The 14,799-nt window shown below is 36.6% G+C and carries 13 protein-coding genes; 4 read left to right on the top strand and 9 right to left on the bottom strand.

The features are described 5' to 3' along the window. The 3 genes from HPY74_06880 to HPY74_06870 form a co-directional block, all read right to left on the bottom strand. On the bottom strand, positions 1-846 hold the full coding sequence (locus tag HPY74_06880) for a transketolase (protein ID NSW90387.1): 846 nt from the start codon (positions 844-846) through the stop codon (positions 1-3). Positions 847-941: 95 nt separating this feature from the next. Next, complete coding sequence (locus tag HPY74_06875) at positions 942-1,895, bottom strand: hypothetical protein (protein ID NSW90386.1); 954 nt, start codon at positions 1,893-1,895, stop codon at positions 942-944. A 77-nt stretch (positions 1,896-1,972) separates the two neighbouring features. Continuing rightward, positions 1,973-2,875: a YitT family protein gene (locus tag HPY74_06870; GenBank protein NSW90385.1), complete on the bottom strand. Its 903-nt coding sequence runs from the start codon at positions 2,873-2,875 to the stop codon at positions 1,973-1,975. A 221-nt stretch (positions 2,876-3,096) separates the two neighbouring features. Between HPY74_06870 and csaB the strand changes: the two genes are divergently transcribed. Next, positions 3,097-5,349 carry a polysaccharide pyruvyl transferase CsaB gene (gene csaB / locus HPY74_06865; GenBank protein NSW90384.1) on the top strand — a complete coding sequence of 751 codons (2,253 nt, stop codon included), beginning with the start codon at positions 3,097-3,099 and terminating at the stop codon, positions 5,347-5,349. Between the two features lie 124 nt (positions 5,350-5,473). Beyond that, on the top strand, positions 5,474-6,229 hold the full coding sequence (locus tag HPY74_06860; GenBank protein NSW90383.1) for a WecB/TagA/CpsF family glycosyltransferase: 756 nt from the start codon (positions 5,474-5,476) through the stop codon (positions 6,227-6,229). 212 nt (positions 6,230-6,441) lie between these two features. On the opposite strand, the gene HPY74_06855 is transcribed toward HPY74_06860, so the two are convergent. The 5 genes from HPY74_06855 to HPY74_06835 all read right to left on the bottom strand — a co-directional run bounded on the left by HPY74_06855 (position 6,442) and on the right by HPY74_06835 (position 10,679). Then, the gene (locus HPY74_06855; GenBank protein NSW90382.1) at positions 6,442-7,092 is read right to left on the bottom strand and encodes a hypothetical protein; all 651 of its coding nucleotides are present in this window, start codon (positions 7,090-7,092) and stop codon (positions 6,442-6,444) included. A gap of 23 nt (positions 7,093-7,115) precedes the next feature. Continuing rightward, the gene (locus tag HPY74_06850) at positions 7,116-7,466 is read right to left on the bottom strand and encodes a type II toxin-antitoxin system PemK/MazF family toxin (protein ID NSW90381.1); all 351 of its coding nucleotides are present in this window, start codon (positions 7,464-7,466) and stop codon (positions 7,116-7,118) included. 3 nt (positions 7,467-7,469) lie between these two features. Beyond that, entirely contained in the window at positions 7,470-7,745 is a 276-nt protein-coding gene (locus HPY74_06845) for a ribbon-helix-helix protein, CopG family (protein NSW90380.1), read from the bottom strand. 150 nt (positions 7,746-7,895) lie between these two features. After that, on the bottom strand, positions 7,896-9,065 hold the full coding sequence (alr, locus tag HPY74_06840) for an alanine racemase (GenBank protein NSW90379.1): 1,170 nt from the start codon (positions 9,063-9,065) through the stop codon (positions 7,896-7,898). 15 nt (positions 9,066-9,080) lie between these two features. Continuing rightward, on the bottom strand, positions 9,081-10,679 hold the full coding sequence (locus tag HPY74_06835; protein ID NSW90378.1) for an NAD(P)H-hydrate dehydratase: 1,599 nt from the start codon (positions 10,677-10,679) through the stop codon (positions 9,081-9,083). Between the two features lie 245 nt (positions 10,680-10,924). Between HPY74_06835 and HPY74_06830 the strand changes: the two genes are divergently transcribed. Both HPY74_06830 and HPY74_06825 read left to right on the top strand, forming a co-directional pair. Beyond that, on the top strand, positions 10,925-11,569 hold the full coding sequence (locus HPY74_06830) for an HAD-IA family hydrolase (protein NSW90377.1): 645 nt from the start codon (positions 10,925-10,927) through the stop codon (positions 11,567-11,569). Positions 11,570-11,624: 55 nt separating this feature from the next. After that, positions 11,625-13,115 carry a polysaccharide biosynthesis C-terminal domain-containing protein gene (locus HPY74_06825; protein NSW90376.1) on the top strand — a complete coding sequence of 497 codons (1,491 nt, stop codon included), beginning with the start codon at positions 11,625-11,627 and terminating at the stop codon, positions 13,113-13,115. Positions 13,116-13,183: 68 nt separating this feature from the next. On the opposite strand, the gene HPY74_06820 is transcribed toward HPY74_06825, so the two are convergent. Continuing rightward, on the bottom strand, positions 13,184-14,572 hold the full coding sequence (locus HPY74_06820) for an ATP-binding protein (GenBank protein NSW90375.1): 1,389 nt from the start codon (positions 14,570-14,572) through the stop codon (positions 13,184-13,186). Positions 14,573-14,799: the final 227 nt, after the last annotated feature.

Genomic DNA, 14,799 nt, shown 5'->3' with positions numbered 1-14,799 from the left:
CTACTCCACCTCCAATTCGGCTAAGGCAGCATCCAATTCAGCTACAGCCTGGTCCCGTTGTTCCTTATTGGGAGCTGAACCATGCCAACCTGCTTCATTTTCCATAAAAGATACTCCCTTGCCTTTTGTTGTTTTTGCAACCACCATTGTAGGCTTGCCTTTCGTTTTCTTGGCTTCTTCTATAGCACCCATAATTTGCCCGTAGTTGTGGCCATCTATCACGATAACATTCCATCCGAAAGCCTTAAACTTTTCCTCTACCGGTTCGGGAGACATAACTTCCGTTATCTTACCGTCAATCTGCAAACCGTTATGGTCAAGAAAAGCTGTAAGGTTATCAAGTTTATAATGGGCAGCCGCCATTGAAGCCTCCCATACCTGCCCTTCCTGTAATTCTCCATCACCGAGCAATACATAGACCCTGTAATCCTTATTATCCAGTTTTCCCGCAAGTGCCATACCGACTGAAGCAGAAAAACCCTGTCCAAGAGAACCCGTAGACATATCTACCCCCGGTACATCCTTCATGCTTGGGTGACCTTGCAGATAGCTATCTATGCTTCTGAATTTTGGAAGCTCTTCTACCGGGAAAAACCCTCTTTCAGCCAAAGCAGCATATAAAGCAGGCGCACAGTGGCCTTTAGATAAAACGAACCTATCCCTGTCAGGCCATTGCGGATTATGTATATCTACCCTCATTTCATGGAAATATAATACCGTAAGAATATCGGTACAGGATAAGGAACCGCCAGGGTGTCCCGATGCTGCGTGGTATACTTCTTCTATTATATGCCTTCTTATCAACGTGGCATACTTCTTAAGTTGTTTTAACTTTTGTTTGTCCATTACAACACCGCCTTCGTTATTAATTTCTCACAATTCAGTATACTATATCAAAAATAATGTGACAAGGGGACGTTTTGTTCGAACCCTGTGCAATGTTACTTATATTTCAAGCTTCTAAAACCCTCTACACAGTGACGGTAGTTTTCATCACTCAATCCGATTGATTTATATTCTTCAACATAGCCTATAAGCCCCCCGTTATAACATCCAAGGTTTTCGAAAAGTAAAGCAATATCACTGTAGATATCCTCCCTGGTCCCGGTTATGGATGTTGTCTGGTAGCTCACGGGACAACAGAAGCAAACCTTCCCGCCGAATTCTTTTCCCAGTTCTTTTATATCATATAAATTCGGCTGGCTTATATTTAGGATGTCGACCCCAACCTCAATTAGATCCGGTATAATTTCTTTTATATACCCGCAGCTGTGAAAATATACGTCAAGGCCACAACTATGGGTCAGGTCAAATTGCTTTTTATACCTTGGTTTGAAGAATTCCCTCCATAATTGGGGAGATATGATAAGATTGCCCTGGGTGCCCCAATCGTCAAAGAAGGCAACTCCATCAAATCCGTATTCTCTTAGTTGGCCTATAATCTTCTCTTCAAACCCGAATACTATATCAGCCAGCTTATCAACCTTCTCTCTGTCTATGTAAATATCTACCAGTATGTCTGAAAATCCCCGTAAAAATGTCATTACAGTAAACCCAGTCAAAGCAAGACTTGCCAAGTAGTACTTTTCGCCATACTTGAGCATTGCATCCTTAACACCGGCAAACCTCCTTGTATCAAAGGGGTCGGGTATTTTTAATTTTTCAAGGTCGTCCCAGGTCTTTATAATGCTACCTTTTGGCTGGCCCATAGTATCATCATATCTCTCCCATTGGAATCCCCATTCAGAGTAGTCACGTTTTTCGCCCATAAAATGCTTAACTACTTCCAATATAACAATATCTGATTGCTCAATATCCTTATTAAATAGGAATAAAGGTACACAGTCGGGACCATCCATAAGTATAGCCCGTTTTACTCTTTCTTTTTCAGTCATTTATTATCCTCCCAAATTTCCTAAACATTTTCACACGGCAAACAAAATTTTATTAAAAATATATTTATATAACCCACTCAATCATGGGCCTTAAAACCTTCACCTAATACTTCCCTGACATCAGCAAGGATAACAAAAGCATTCGGGTCAATAACCTTAACAATTTGCTTTAATTGGGAGATTTGAGCCCTGTATAAGATGCACAGAAGGACGTCTCTCTCCTTACCTGTATACATACCTGTCCCTTTAAGTGCTGTCACACCCCTGTCCATCTCATACAGGATTCTTTTGGAAATTTCACCAGACTTGTCGGAAATAATATATACAGCTTTTGCAAAATTAACACCTTCCAGAACTGCATCGATAACTTTAGACATGATAAATAAGGTTACTATCGCATACAATCCTATAATAAAGCTTTTAAAAACAATAGTAGCGAAAATAATAATAAATATATCAATAAATAATAAAATTTGGCCCACAGTAAAATTGGGTATAAAATGATTTATGATCTTTGCAGCCAGGTCACTTCCACCTGTTGTAGCGCCAGACCTGAAAATCAGTCCAAGGCCCATTCCCATAAAAAGGCCTCCAAATAGCGAATAAAGTAAAATATCCGGGGTATAGTAGGGATATTCAGGTCTTGTAAGGAACAATTCAATAAAATGATTTGTTAGAGGCTGGGTAGAGTCCACAATTACAGAAAGAAGTATTGTGCCGAATAACGTACGTATAATAAACCTTTTTCCGATATATTTCATGCCTATAATAAAGAGCGGAATGTTAAGAGCAAGCATTACTATTCCTACCGGCAACTTGCCATTACTCAGGTGGTAAATTACCGTGGCTATACCGGTTACACCGCCGGGAGCAATCTTATTTGGTACCAGGAAAATATTAATGCCAGCGGCAGTAATAATCGAACCTACAACAATCATTAAGTAATTTATCCATAATTTAGCTTTATAATTTTTATTCATTTTATTTCTTTTTTTATTCAGATTATTAGGATTATTAGGATTCATGGTTAGTATCTCCAAATTATCAGAATTTAACTTATCATTAAATATTAAAATATTTATATTTATATTTTAAACTTTTACAAAGATTTTGCAATATGTTTTTAACTTATCCCCTTGTTGACAAATAAAACGCTATAAAATAAACTTAAATTAACCTATTGAACTAAAAAGGAGATACTATGAAAGTACTGCATTTAATAGGTGGAGGGGATGTTGGAGGTGCCAAAACCCACGTCTTGCACCTGGTTAAAGAATTAGGCAAATATATAGATGTGAAAATAGTGAGCTTTCGGCCGGGTATTTTCGCAGATGATGCTAAAGCCATGGGTATTGATGTAGAAGTGGTAAAGACGGGAAATATTTTTAAAGACATTAAAAGAGTTATTAAAATAGTAAAAAAAGAGGGTTACGAGATAATCCACTCTCATGGTGCAAAGGCAAATATGATAGCAATTGCCGTAAAATATTTTACTAAGCTGCCCACTGTTACAACAGTGCACAGCGACTACCGTCTCGACTATATGCACAGCCTGGTTAAAAGCCTGACTTTCGGCTTGATAAATACTATAGCCTTAAGGCTTATTGATTTTCATATAGGCGTGTCTAATAACTTTAAGAAAATGTTGATAAAAAGAAAGTTTAATCCAGTAAACATTTTCACTGTTTATAACGGCGTTGATTTCAAAAACCCGATAAAAGATTATTCAAGGAAAGAATTTGCCGGAAAATATAACATAAACTTGGTTGATAGCGATATAATCGTTGGCATTGCAGCACGGCTTTATCCTGTAAAAAGCATATCCACCCTTCTGGATGCAGCTAACCTGGTTGTAAAGGAAAACCCTAATGTAAAGTTTATTATAGGCGGCGACGGTGAAGAGAGGAAAATGCTTGAACAGAAAGCTGAATCTTTGGGACTAAATAACAATGTATTTTTCACCGGATGGCTTAATGACCCATATGAACTCATGGGTATTGTAGATATTAGTGTCTTAACTTCAATTAGCGAAAGTTTCGCATATTCAATTCTAGAAGGGGCCAGATTTAAGAAAGCCACCATAAGTACTTGTGTAGGAGGAATTCCAGACCTTATAGAAAATCGAGAAAACGGGTATCTTTTTAACCCGGGAGACTACGGAAAATTAGCTGAATATATTCTTGAGCTGGCAGGTAATCCGGAAAAACGCGAAATAATGGGGGAAAAGATTTATCAAAAAGCCAGGGCAATGTTTTCTCTTGAAAAAATGTGTGAAACCCAGCTAAATATCTACAAAATTATATTAAAAAGGTATGCCTTCTATAAGAAAACAAACCATAAGTATGATATGGTAATTGCAGGATATTACGGTTTTAATAACATTGGTGATGAAGCACTGCTTATGGCTATTATCCAGGATCTCCAAACATATATAGAAGATATAAAAATGGTTGTTCTTTCCAATAACCCCATGGAAACAAGGCTCCTTTACAGTACATACTCTATAAACCGGCTGAATTTAATCAAGATTGTTAAAGCCATGAAAAATTCCAGGATGTTTATGTATGGTGGAGGAACACTTATTCAAGAAAATACAAGTACCCGTTCCCTTATTTACTACCTTGGAATAATATGGATAGCGAAAAAAATCGGACTTAAAGTTATGCTTTATGCAAATGGAATTGAGCCTATAAACAAGTATATTAATAAAAGATTGACAAAAAAAATTCTTAATAAAGTAGACATGATTACATTAAGGGAAGAAGCCTCAAAAATAGAGCTCCAAAAACTTGGAATATGTAAGCCCCAGGTAATTGTTACTGCAGACCCCGCTTTCACCATTGAGCCATGTAGCAAAACCGAAATAGAAAAAATATTTGTAGATGAAGGTATAGATTTGCATGGTCCAATTATGGGTTTTTCAGTAAGGAAATGGCATGGCTATAAAAATTATGTAGAAGTCATAGCCCGTACTGCTGACTATGTGGTAGAAAAATATAATACTAACCCCGTGTTTTTACCAATGCAGCACCCTAATGATCTTCTTATAATTAAATCTATTGTTTCTAAGATGAAACACAAAGGATATATTATAGAAAATAAGTATGATGTATCCCAGGTCATGGGAATAACTTCAAAGATGGATATTTTAATTGGGATGCGCCTTCATGCCCTTATTTTTGCTGTAAGTTTGGGAATACCCGTGGTAGGACTTGTATATGAACCGAAAGTACAATGGTTTCTTGAGTACATAGGGCAAGGGCAGGCTTCGGCAGGTGATGTTAAAACTCTTGAGTTTGAAAAGTTAAAAAATATTGTTGATTATACCTGGACAAATAGAAATGAAATAAAAACATATTTGGAAAATATTACAATTGAACTAAAAGAAAAATCAATAAAAAATGCCAAAATAGCAGTTAAAGTGTTGAATAGCTATAAATCAGAAATAGAGTAGAATAACTAATTACAGAGTAACAATACTATCGTGCAGTAATACTACCGTGCAGTACTTCTATTTCAGATAATTGCAGATAATTAACTTTAACACTAAATTATGAGAGGAGGCAGCCTTTAGAAGTATGAGAAATACCATAGATATTTTAGGAATACCTATTGATAATGTAAACATGGCAGAAGCCCTGGAAATGATAAAAGAGTTTTTGAATCAAGACAGGGTCCATACCATATACACTCCAAATTCAGAAATAATGATGGCAGCACAAAGGGATGAATTCCTCAGGGAAGTTTTAAGAGAAGGTAACATGCTTATAGCAGATGGGGCTGGAGTGGTATTAGCTTCGAAAATCCTCGGTTGCAAATTGCCTGAAAGGGTTGCAGGGTTTGACCTTGTAAAAAACATTTTACAAATGTCTTCTAAAATGAAACTTAAGTTTTTCCTTCTGGGTGCAAAACCCGGCGTTGCCGAAGAAGCAGCAATAAACATGATTAACGGGTTTAAAGGCGTGGAAATTTCGGGGTACCGCCATGGGTATTTTTCAAAAGATGAAGAGGATGAAATAATTAATCAAATTAATTCCAGTGGAGCACAAATATTACTTGTAGCCCTTGGAGCGCCTAAACAGGAAAAGTGGATCCATAAAAACAAAGACAGGCTCAAAGTAAAAATATGCATTGGTGTAGGTGGAACTCTGGATGTCTTTGCAGGAAAAGCAACCCGCGCGCCGGCATTTTTCCAAAAGCACGGCCTTGAATGGCTTTACAGGTTATATAAAGAACCGTGGCGTTTTCGGCGAATGCTAGATATTCCACGGTTTTTGATACTTGCTCTGCGCTCCAGGTTATTCCACAGTAAAACCCATAATTTGCACAATTAACATAATTAACAAAATTATATCTTAACGACGCCTGTACTAAAGTGCAGGGGTTATATTTTTGACTGAAAGTCGACTAAAGCAAATGCAGGCGTCGTACAAACCTGCCACTTTAGTGGCTGGTAGTTGAATATTTCTACCTATTATAATACCCGCCTTTTCAAAGGCGGGTATTTTCAAATTATAATAACAACGAGCAATGAGGAGACAGGCAATTATTCCGTTTCGGCTTTGTTATCCTTACTTGCCGTGTCTTCATTTACTCCTTCTATTCTATAATTGCCCTTTACAAGTACCCATACCTTGGTTACGGCCTTTATTCCCCTTCCGTCATCTCTAGATACCAAAAGCAAGTGATTTAAGGGTACTATATCCTCTGTAACCAGATTATTGTTCTTACTGTCGGTTGTAATGTCAGCCAGTCCGTCACCTTTTTCTCCTGCTATAGCAAGCGCTTTACCAGCCCTTAGAATTACTTCGGCACTATCGCCCAGTATTATTTTCTGTCCTGGTTCCAACTCAACAACCTCAAATTTTGCATATTTTGAGAACTCCTCAATTTGCTTATTTAAATCGTCTACATTTTTGACTAATTCAAATAATTTGGCAGCTATTGCTTCAACAGCCTCATCACTTTTGGATTTTTTTAACTCGGACTTAAGCAGGTTAATTTTGGAATTTACTTCAGAAGCAAATTTATCAAGTTCAGAATCTATATAACTTTTTGTAACTAATGGGTCTTCATCGCTTCCAGGTTCAGAACCTATACCACTTACAGTATGTACTAACAGCAAACTAAAAACTATTATCAATACACAAATATAAAGGTATCTCCCCTTATTTTTAAGATTTTCAAAAAACCTCATCTTTTGTGTCCCTCCCATATCATTTATAAATCAACCAGCCCTAAACTTATGTATAACGCCTCATTCACCTGCTCCATCAACTTATCGTCCAGGTGGCCTATTTTTTCCTTAAGCCTTTTTTTATCAATAGTCCTTAACTGTTCAAGAAGTATTACTGAATCCTTTTGGAGCCCATACTCTTTTGCACTTATCTCAACATGCGTCGGTAGCTTTGCCTTGTTAATTTGTGAAGTTATTGCCGATACAATAATGGTTGGACTAAATTTATTTCCAATATCATTTTGGATTACTAATACAGGCCTAACGCCACCCTGCTCGGAACCAACAACAGGACTTAGGTCTGCATAGAATATATCTCCTCTTCTAATCACCACTTCCTACTCCAACTCCCCGAGCCTTTCTTCATATTTTTGCTGCAAGTCGTTATCCGCTTCAAACCATATTTCAGACAATCTTATATTTATTTCAGCCATTTCCTGATAACCTTTTTTGAGCCTGTCCCTTACTTCAATCTTCCTTCTTTCTCTTATATAAAGCTGTATTGTCCTCCGTACAAATTCACTTCTGTTGGTTTTTTCTATTGAGACTATAGAATCTACTTCCTTTAGAAGCTGTTCCGGAAGACTGATTAATATTTTACGTGACTCAGCCAAAATTACCCCCCCACTCCCAGGTATGTACAGCCGGTTTTACAGGATAAATATTTGCATTCTCCATTATATATCTTATAATACACCATAATTATATATTCTACAATACTATCGGGTCAAATTAAAATATTATTATCTTATTGAAGATTATTACTATATAAGGTAATTCAGCACATTGTAGATTTCCCCTCCCTGCAAGTATACCCTTGGTATCCTTTTCCCCACTACGCTTATCACCTCATAGTTAATAGTACCTATAAGGGACGCCAGTTCCTCTACTTTTATTTCTTTCCCGCCCTGTTTGCCGAACAGGACTACCTCATCACCTACTTTTACATTACTTTTTATATCTGTTACATCCACCATACACTGGTCCATGCATATTGTACCTATAACAGGTGCAAATTCCCCATTAATCAAAACTTTGGCTTTGCCTGTAAGAAGCCTGGAATAACCGTCTGCATATCCTATAGGTATAGTTGCTATTTTACTCTTACGCTGTGTAGTAAAAACTCTTCCATAGCTTACCGGAGTATGATTTTCAACATCCTTAACAAGTATTACATTAGCTTTTAATGTCATTGCAGGTATTAGTCTGATTTTTTCTTGGTCCACCTCTGATGAAGGATAAAACCCATATAAAATAATTCCCGGCCTCACCATATCCAGGTGCATCTCGGGAAATTCAATTATAGCTGCACTATTGGCAACATGCTTTACCGGTATATGAACTCCAATCCTTTGAAGTTCGGTACATATACTTAAAAACCTTTCAAATTGCATGTAAGTATATCTTTTATCCTTCTCGTCAGCCGAAGCAAAATGAGTAAATAATCCTTCTATAATAATCCCCGGTAATTTACTTATTTCCACAACATTTTTTACCGCACTATAGCCCGGCATAAATCCTACCCGCGTCATACCCGTATCAATCTTTATATGAATTTTTGCCTTACGGCCCAACCTTACGGCAGCATTTGATAAAGCATTGGCCAGGTCATGGCTGAAAACAGTCTGGGTAACGTTATATTCAATAATATCCTCAGCCCTGACAGGATCTGTATAACTCAATATTAATATGGGTACATCAATTCCTTTCTTACGCAATTGTATTGCCTCATCAAGCATTGATACTGCAAGCCTGGATACTCCGTTGTCAAGGAGAGTTTTTGCAACTTCCATTGCACCATGCCCATATGCATCTGCTTTAACCACTCCCATTATTTCTGCCCTTTTATTTACAATTCTTCGTATTTCTCTAACATTATGTGCAATATTGTCAAGATTTATTTCAGCCCATGCCCTGTTAAGTTTATAGTCCATTATTTTATTCACCTTCTATATTTTTTTCATTATTACATAGGGACTCATTATTGCATACGGAATTTCCTCAACCAGGTCACTTGCTGTAAGACTATACTCACCAATTTTCAAAGACGCCATGTCTCCTGCCAGCCCATGTATATATACGCCCGCAGGAGCAGCAAAACCCGGTTCAATTCCTTGGGCCATGAGACCTGCAATAACCCCTGTAAGTACATCACCCGTACCTGCAGTTGCCATTCCGGGATTACCTGTAAGGTTAATATAGGTTGTTCCATCAGGCAAAGCTATTACTGTACGGAATCCTTTAAGTACAGTTATAACTTCCCATTTACATGCAAATTCCTTTGCTGTATTAATCCTGTCCCTTTGTACCTGTTCTATGCTTTTTCCCGTAAGTCTTGCCATCTCTCCTGGGTGGGGGGTAATTACAGCAGTTGTTTTAAGCCTCTTCAAAATGGAAACATCACGAGCTGTTATATTTAATGCATCTGCATCCAATACCAGGGATACTGTTGAATTTTCAACAATCCAGCGAACAAGCTTAATTGTATCCTCATTCATTGATAATCCTGGGCCAATTGCTATTACATCCTTGCTTTCCATTTGCTTTTCAAGAAATTCGATATTATCAGATAAGATATACCCTTTACCCTCATCTTTTAGAGGAATAGTTATAGTTTCAGTCAAAGAGGCACCATAAATAGTGGAAAGACTTTCAGGAACAGCAAGATAAACCAGCCCAGCACCTGCCCTGTGGGCTGCCCGTGCTGCAAGACAGCCTGCCCCGGTCATACCCTTGGAGCCGCTTATTATTAAGACTCTTCCATAGTCTCCTTTGTTTGTCTGCTTAGCTCTTTTAGGAATCCACAGGGATACCATTCTCTCATCAATTATATTGGTTTTAATGTCCATACTGTCTATTACTTTTGGTGGAATACTTATGTCGGCAACAACAAGTTCTCCTGTATATTCACAGCCTGGGTATAAAATAAGGCCAATCTTGGGGAGCCCAAAGGTTACCGTTTTATGGGCCTTGATACATGTACCGCAAACTTCTCCCGTCGTGCCGTCAATTCCTGAAGGTATGTCAATAGATATAACTGTTTTGCCGGAGGAATTTATCATATTAATTATTTCTGCCGCTATTCCCGTTACCTCACCTTTCAAACCTGTTCCGAATATCCCGTCTATTATAAGGTCTGCCGAAGCCAGTTGATTTTCTAAGTGTTTAATTTGCTCAGCTTTACTATCGTTCCTTTCCTTTGTGTCATCAAACTCTTTTATCTCAACAGGCTCAAGGCCTATTTTATCAAGAATAGCAAGGTTAATGGCTGCATCACCCTTTATGGAATTTCTATTAGCTATTATATATACGTTAACTGCTGCTCCTTTATTAAACAGATGCCTTGCAACAGCAAAAGCATCTCCACCATTGTTCCCTTTTCCTGCAAATACAAGAATTCTTTTGTATGAAACACTGCCCAACATCTTTTCTATCTCATCCAGCACTTTCAACGCAGCATTTTCCATAAGTACTATGCCTGGGATACCATATTCATTTATAGTCCTGGCATCAATTTCTCCCATCTGGGAAGGCGTCACAACTTGCATCTATCATTCCCTCTTTAAATTTAAATTAAAATACTGTGCTAGTTGTACTCAAGAACCATCAAATTTTATTACAATTATTATAATATTTGTATGCAATGGTATCAATATTTTTGTAAAGTTTTTCAACCTGTTTCCTTGTAAAGTAAAAGGAAAGTATGCTATAATTTTTCCAATATAAGTTGCCCGAAAAGCCACCTGATGTTTTACATATTTTTAATAAACTGGTTTTATAAGGAAGTGGCGTTTTGATAAAATATTTGATATTTGATTTTGACGGTACTGTTGTAGATTCTGCAAGCCTATATATAAGGTTGGCAAGTAATATAGCCGGCGAGTTTGGTTTGCCAAAACTAAGCATTGATGAGCTCAGGTTGTTTTCAACTATGCCCATAAAAGAAAGGTGCAAAAAACTAGGTATACCCCTATATCGGTTGCCGGCCATGAACATAAGGATGCAGGAAGAAATAAAAAATCATATTCATGAACTAAACTGGATAGAGGGTATAGAAGATGGAGTTAAAGAGCTTAAACAAGCCGGTTTTAAGCTTGCTATTATTTCGTCTAATTCTATAGCCAATATTGAACGTTTCTTTAAAGATAAAAATTTAGATATTTTTGATGAAATTTTCTCGTCAAAGGGTCTTTTTGATAAACACAGAGCCATTAATAAATTAATTAAAAAACTTGGAATAAAAAAGCATGAGGCAGTTTATATCGGTGATGAACACAGGGATATTAAAGCCTGTAAAAAATCCAAGATAAAGATAGTGTCTGTAACCTGGGGTTTTGACTCGGAGGAGCTTCTGATAAAAGGGGAACCGGATTTCATCGCCCATACTCCCCGAGAACTTGTGGATATAATATATAAGATTTCCAATATGAATAAATGATTTATATAATTAATTTATTAGAAAGGTCATTTATAGAAAGGGATTGTCGGATTATATGGAAAACAGTATAAAAAACAGCGAAGTTAAAAGCAATATGACAAAAGATACTTTTTTATACCTTCCTGCTAAAGCAATAGAAGGAATAGTAGGGATTATAACTCTTTCTCTCTACACAAACTTTTTTAAACCAGAAGAATATGGTAACTATAACCTGGCAGTTGTTACAGTAAATATAACGGCTTTATTCCTGTTAGGCTGGCTTTTTCAGTCTGCCTACAGATATATTAATAATTTTTCAGGAGAAAAGAATATTAAAGCATTTTACTCAACTGTATTTGTGGCCTGGGCAGCAATTTCTGTCTCTGTTGTTGCCGTAAGCCTTATTATATTGTTTTTTATAAAAGAATATTTTTATGTCGGTATTACATATCTTATATTGTTAAGCATATTTATGTTCCTTACATATAGTATTACTCAGGTCCTTTTTGCTATGTTAAGTGCGGCAAGAGTAATCAGGTTAAACCTGATGTTGTCGGTTTTGTCGGCAGTGTTTAAGCTATTAGTTACCACCCTGTTTGTCAAATTTTTTAATATTGGCATATATAGTGCCGTTATAAGTATTATTCTTGTAGACTCGGCAGTAGCTGTAGTAATCATTTTTCGGCTTAAGATATACCAATATATCAACTTCTCACAATTTTCTCGGAACATAATGAAACAGTTTATAAAATATGGTATCCCCCTTGTTGGTGTAAGTCTTTCTCTAAGCCTTCTAAACAACGCTGACAGGTATATAATAAAGTTACTTTCAGGATCATCTGATGTGGGTATTTATGTAGCCAATTATTCGATAGCTTCCTCTGTTTTCAGTATGCTGTTGCTGGCTATTATGAGGGGGGTTTATCCTAATATTTTAAAAACATGGAAACAGAATGAAAAAGACAGAGCCGAAGAACTTTTGTCATGTGCTGTGCGTTTTTTCCTTTTGATTACTGTCCCGGCCGTTATAGGTATTAGCGTTTTATCTTCAATAATCTCCAGGATACTGGATCCATTATATGTCGTTGGCAGCAGCGTTATAATCTGGGTATCTATTGGTATGTTTTTTCTGGGCCTTACAGAGTATAATAACAAGGCATGGGAACTTACATCCAGTACAGGAGTAATATTCAGGAATAGCTTGCTATGCTGCCTCTTTAATATAGCATTAAACCTTTTATTAATACGGCCATTGGGATACAAAGTAGCCGCAGTAAACACTGCACTGGCTTATTTTCTGTATTTTCTCCTATCCTTCTTTGGCGGCAGGAAGATTCTTAAGTGGCACTTGTCCTCCGGCAACTACGTAAGGATATTCGGCTCTGCAGCATTAATGGGCCTTGTTTTATATGTAATAACAAGAGTAGTACCTGTAAGTATTCCAATGTTATTTATCCTCGTGCCGGCAGGTATGGCAGTTTATGGAGCAAGCCTTTACCTTACCGGTGAGATTAAAACGGAAGTAAAACAAATGGTTGCAAAGATAAAAAGTATAAGTTATAAGTAAAGCGAATTTAATTGGCCGTGAAGTGAATTTTTAAGACCTTTTTTATTGCAGTATTATTTATTGCAGCATTATTTGTGCATCTCATCAAAGGTGATAAGCCTCACATTGTTATTTTCATTTGCTGTTTTGATGCACCTATCCGTAAACCCGATTTTAGCAAATAAGTAAAAATAATTGCTTTTGAAGTGAAACAGTTTGCTTTGACCGATTAGGTCATCCAAGACATCAATATCAACAAGAGCATTTACCCACTTGCATTCGCCAAATAATGCTTTATCGCCATCGTAGGCAAGTATATCAATTTCTTCCTCCCGCATTAGCTTTTTATTGTTACCCCACCATCTGCCAATCTTAGTAAAGAAAAACGGTAAACTATTCTCTCCCAATTGGGATATTAAATACTCTTTACAAATTTGTTCAAAAACAGCACCCATATAGCTACTTATCAGTGGTTTAATTTTTATATCGTAAATTTTGTCACCGTAACCGGAAACAATACTATTCATATTTGGCAATACAAAACTATACCAAAAACGAAACATTTGGTCTTCTAATAGATATATGGTTTTCCTGCTTAAATCTTCAGTAATTGGTATTTCCTTTTTGACTAAACCTAAGGCAATTAATGAAGTTAAGTAACTACTGCACGCACTGGTTTCAATCCCCACCTTAACCGCAATCTCATTGAGCCTGCTCGCACCACCGGCAATAGCACTTATAATTGCGTTATAAGTATATGGGTCTCTAAGCTCCTGCTTTAAAAGATTTGATGGTTCTTCAAAGAGCCTGCCGGACGAATTTAAAAATAGCTCTACAATATTTTCTTTTACACTTAAATTATTATTAATTCTTGATAAATATTCAGGAACACCTCCTGTAACTCCGTATAAAATCGCTTTGTCTTCGTTCGAAAAACCATGCAGCATTTCGGTAGACTCAATATATGTGAACGGTCTTATCTTAAATTGTGCCGTACGCCTTCCGTATAATGGACTTTTATAACCTAATACCTGGTATTCCATAAAGCTCATAGATGAACCACATAAAATTAAAAATAATTTGCTGTCCTTCAACTTTCTGTCAATATGCGACTGCAAAATTGAAGAAACAGCAGGAGATGACTGAGCCAAATAAGGGTACTCATCAATTACCAGAATTATTCTTTCATTTTTTGCAACGGTATAAATATAATCAAATAGCTTATCAAAGTTATCAAAAACAGGCATATCTACGTTTGGCATAGTTATATCAAAGATAGCCCTTGACAAATTTTTAAGATTTTCTTTTTCAGTGGACTCAACAGCCACAAAATAAATAGCCCTTTTATTTTTACAAAATTCATTAACAAGGGTAGTTTTGCCAACACGTCGTCTTCCATAAAGCACAGCTAATTCAAATTTATTACTTTCATACATTTGGTTCAATTTCTTTAACTCTTGTTTTCTACCAACAAACATATGCTTCTCCTTATTTTACTAAAACATAAATTAGTAAATTGTGATTTAGTAAAATTATATTATATTTCTCGCTATATGTCAATTATTCTTTTTGAATATCCAGGACCTATTCATAAAAACTCAAACTTTTTACCCTAAATCATTCATAGTACCCAGATTATTCCATATGACGTTTATCAGTTTTAAAAAATAAAACTTTCATTGTCACAAATGAAGACATGCCTGTA

It is taken from the genome of Bacillota bacterium, assembly GCA_013314855.1.
Classification (GTDB): domain Bacteria; phylum Bacillota; class Clostridia; order Acetivibrionales; family DUMC01; genus Ch48.
The sequence above is the reverse complement of the archived record's forward strand: the minus strand, read 5'-3'. Positions and strand labels throughout refer to the sequence as shown.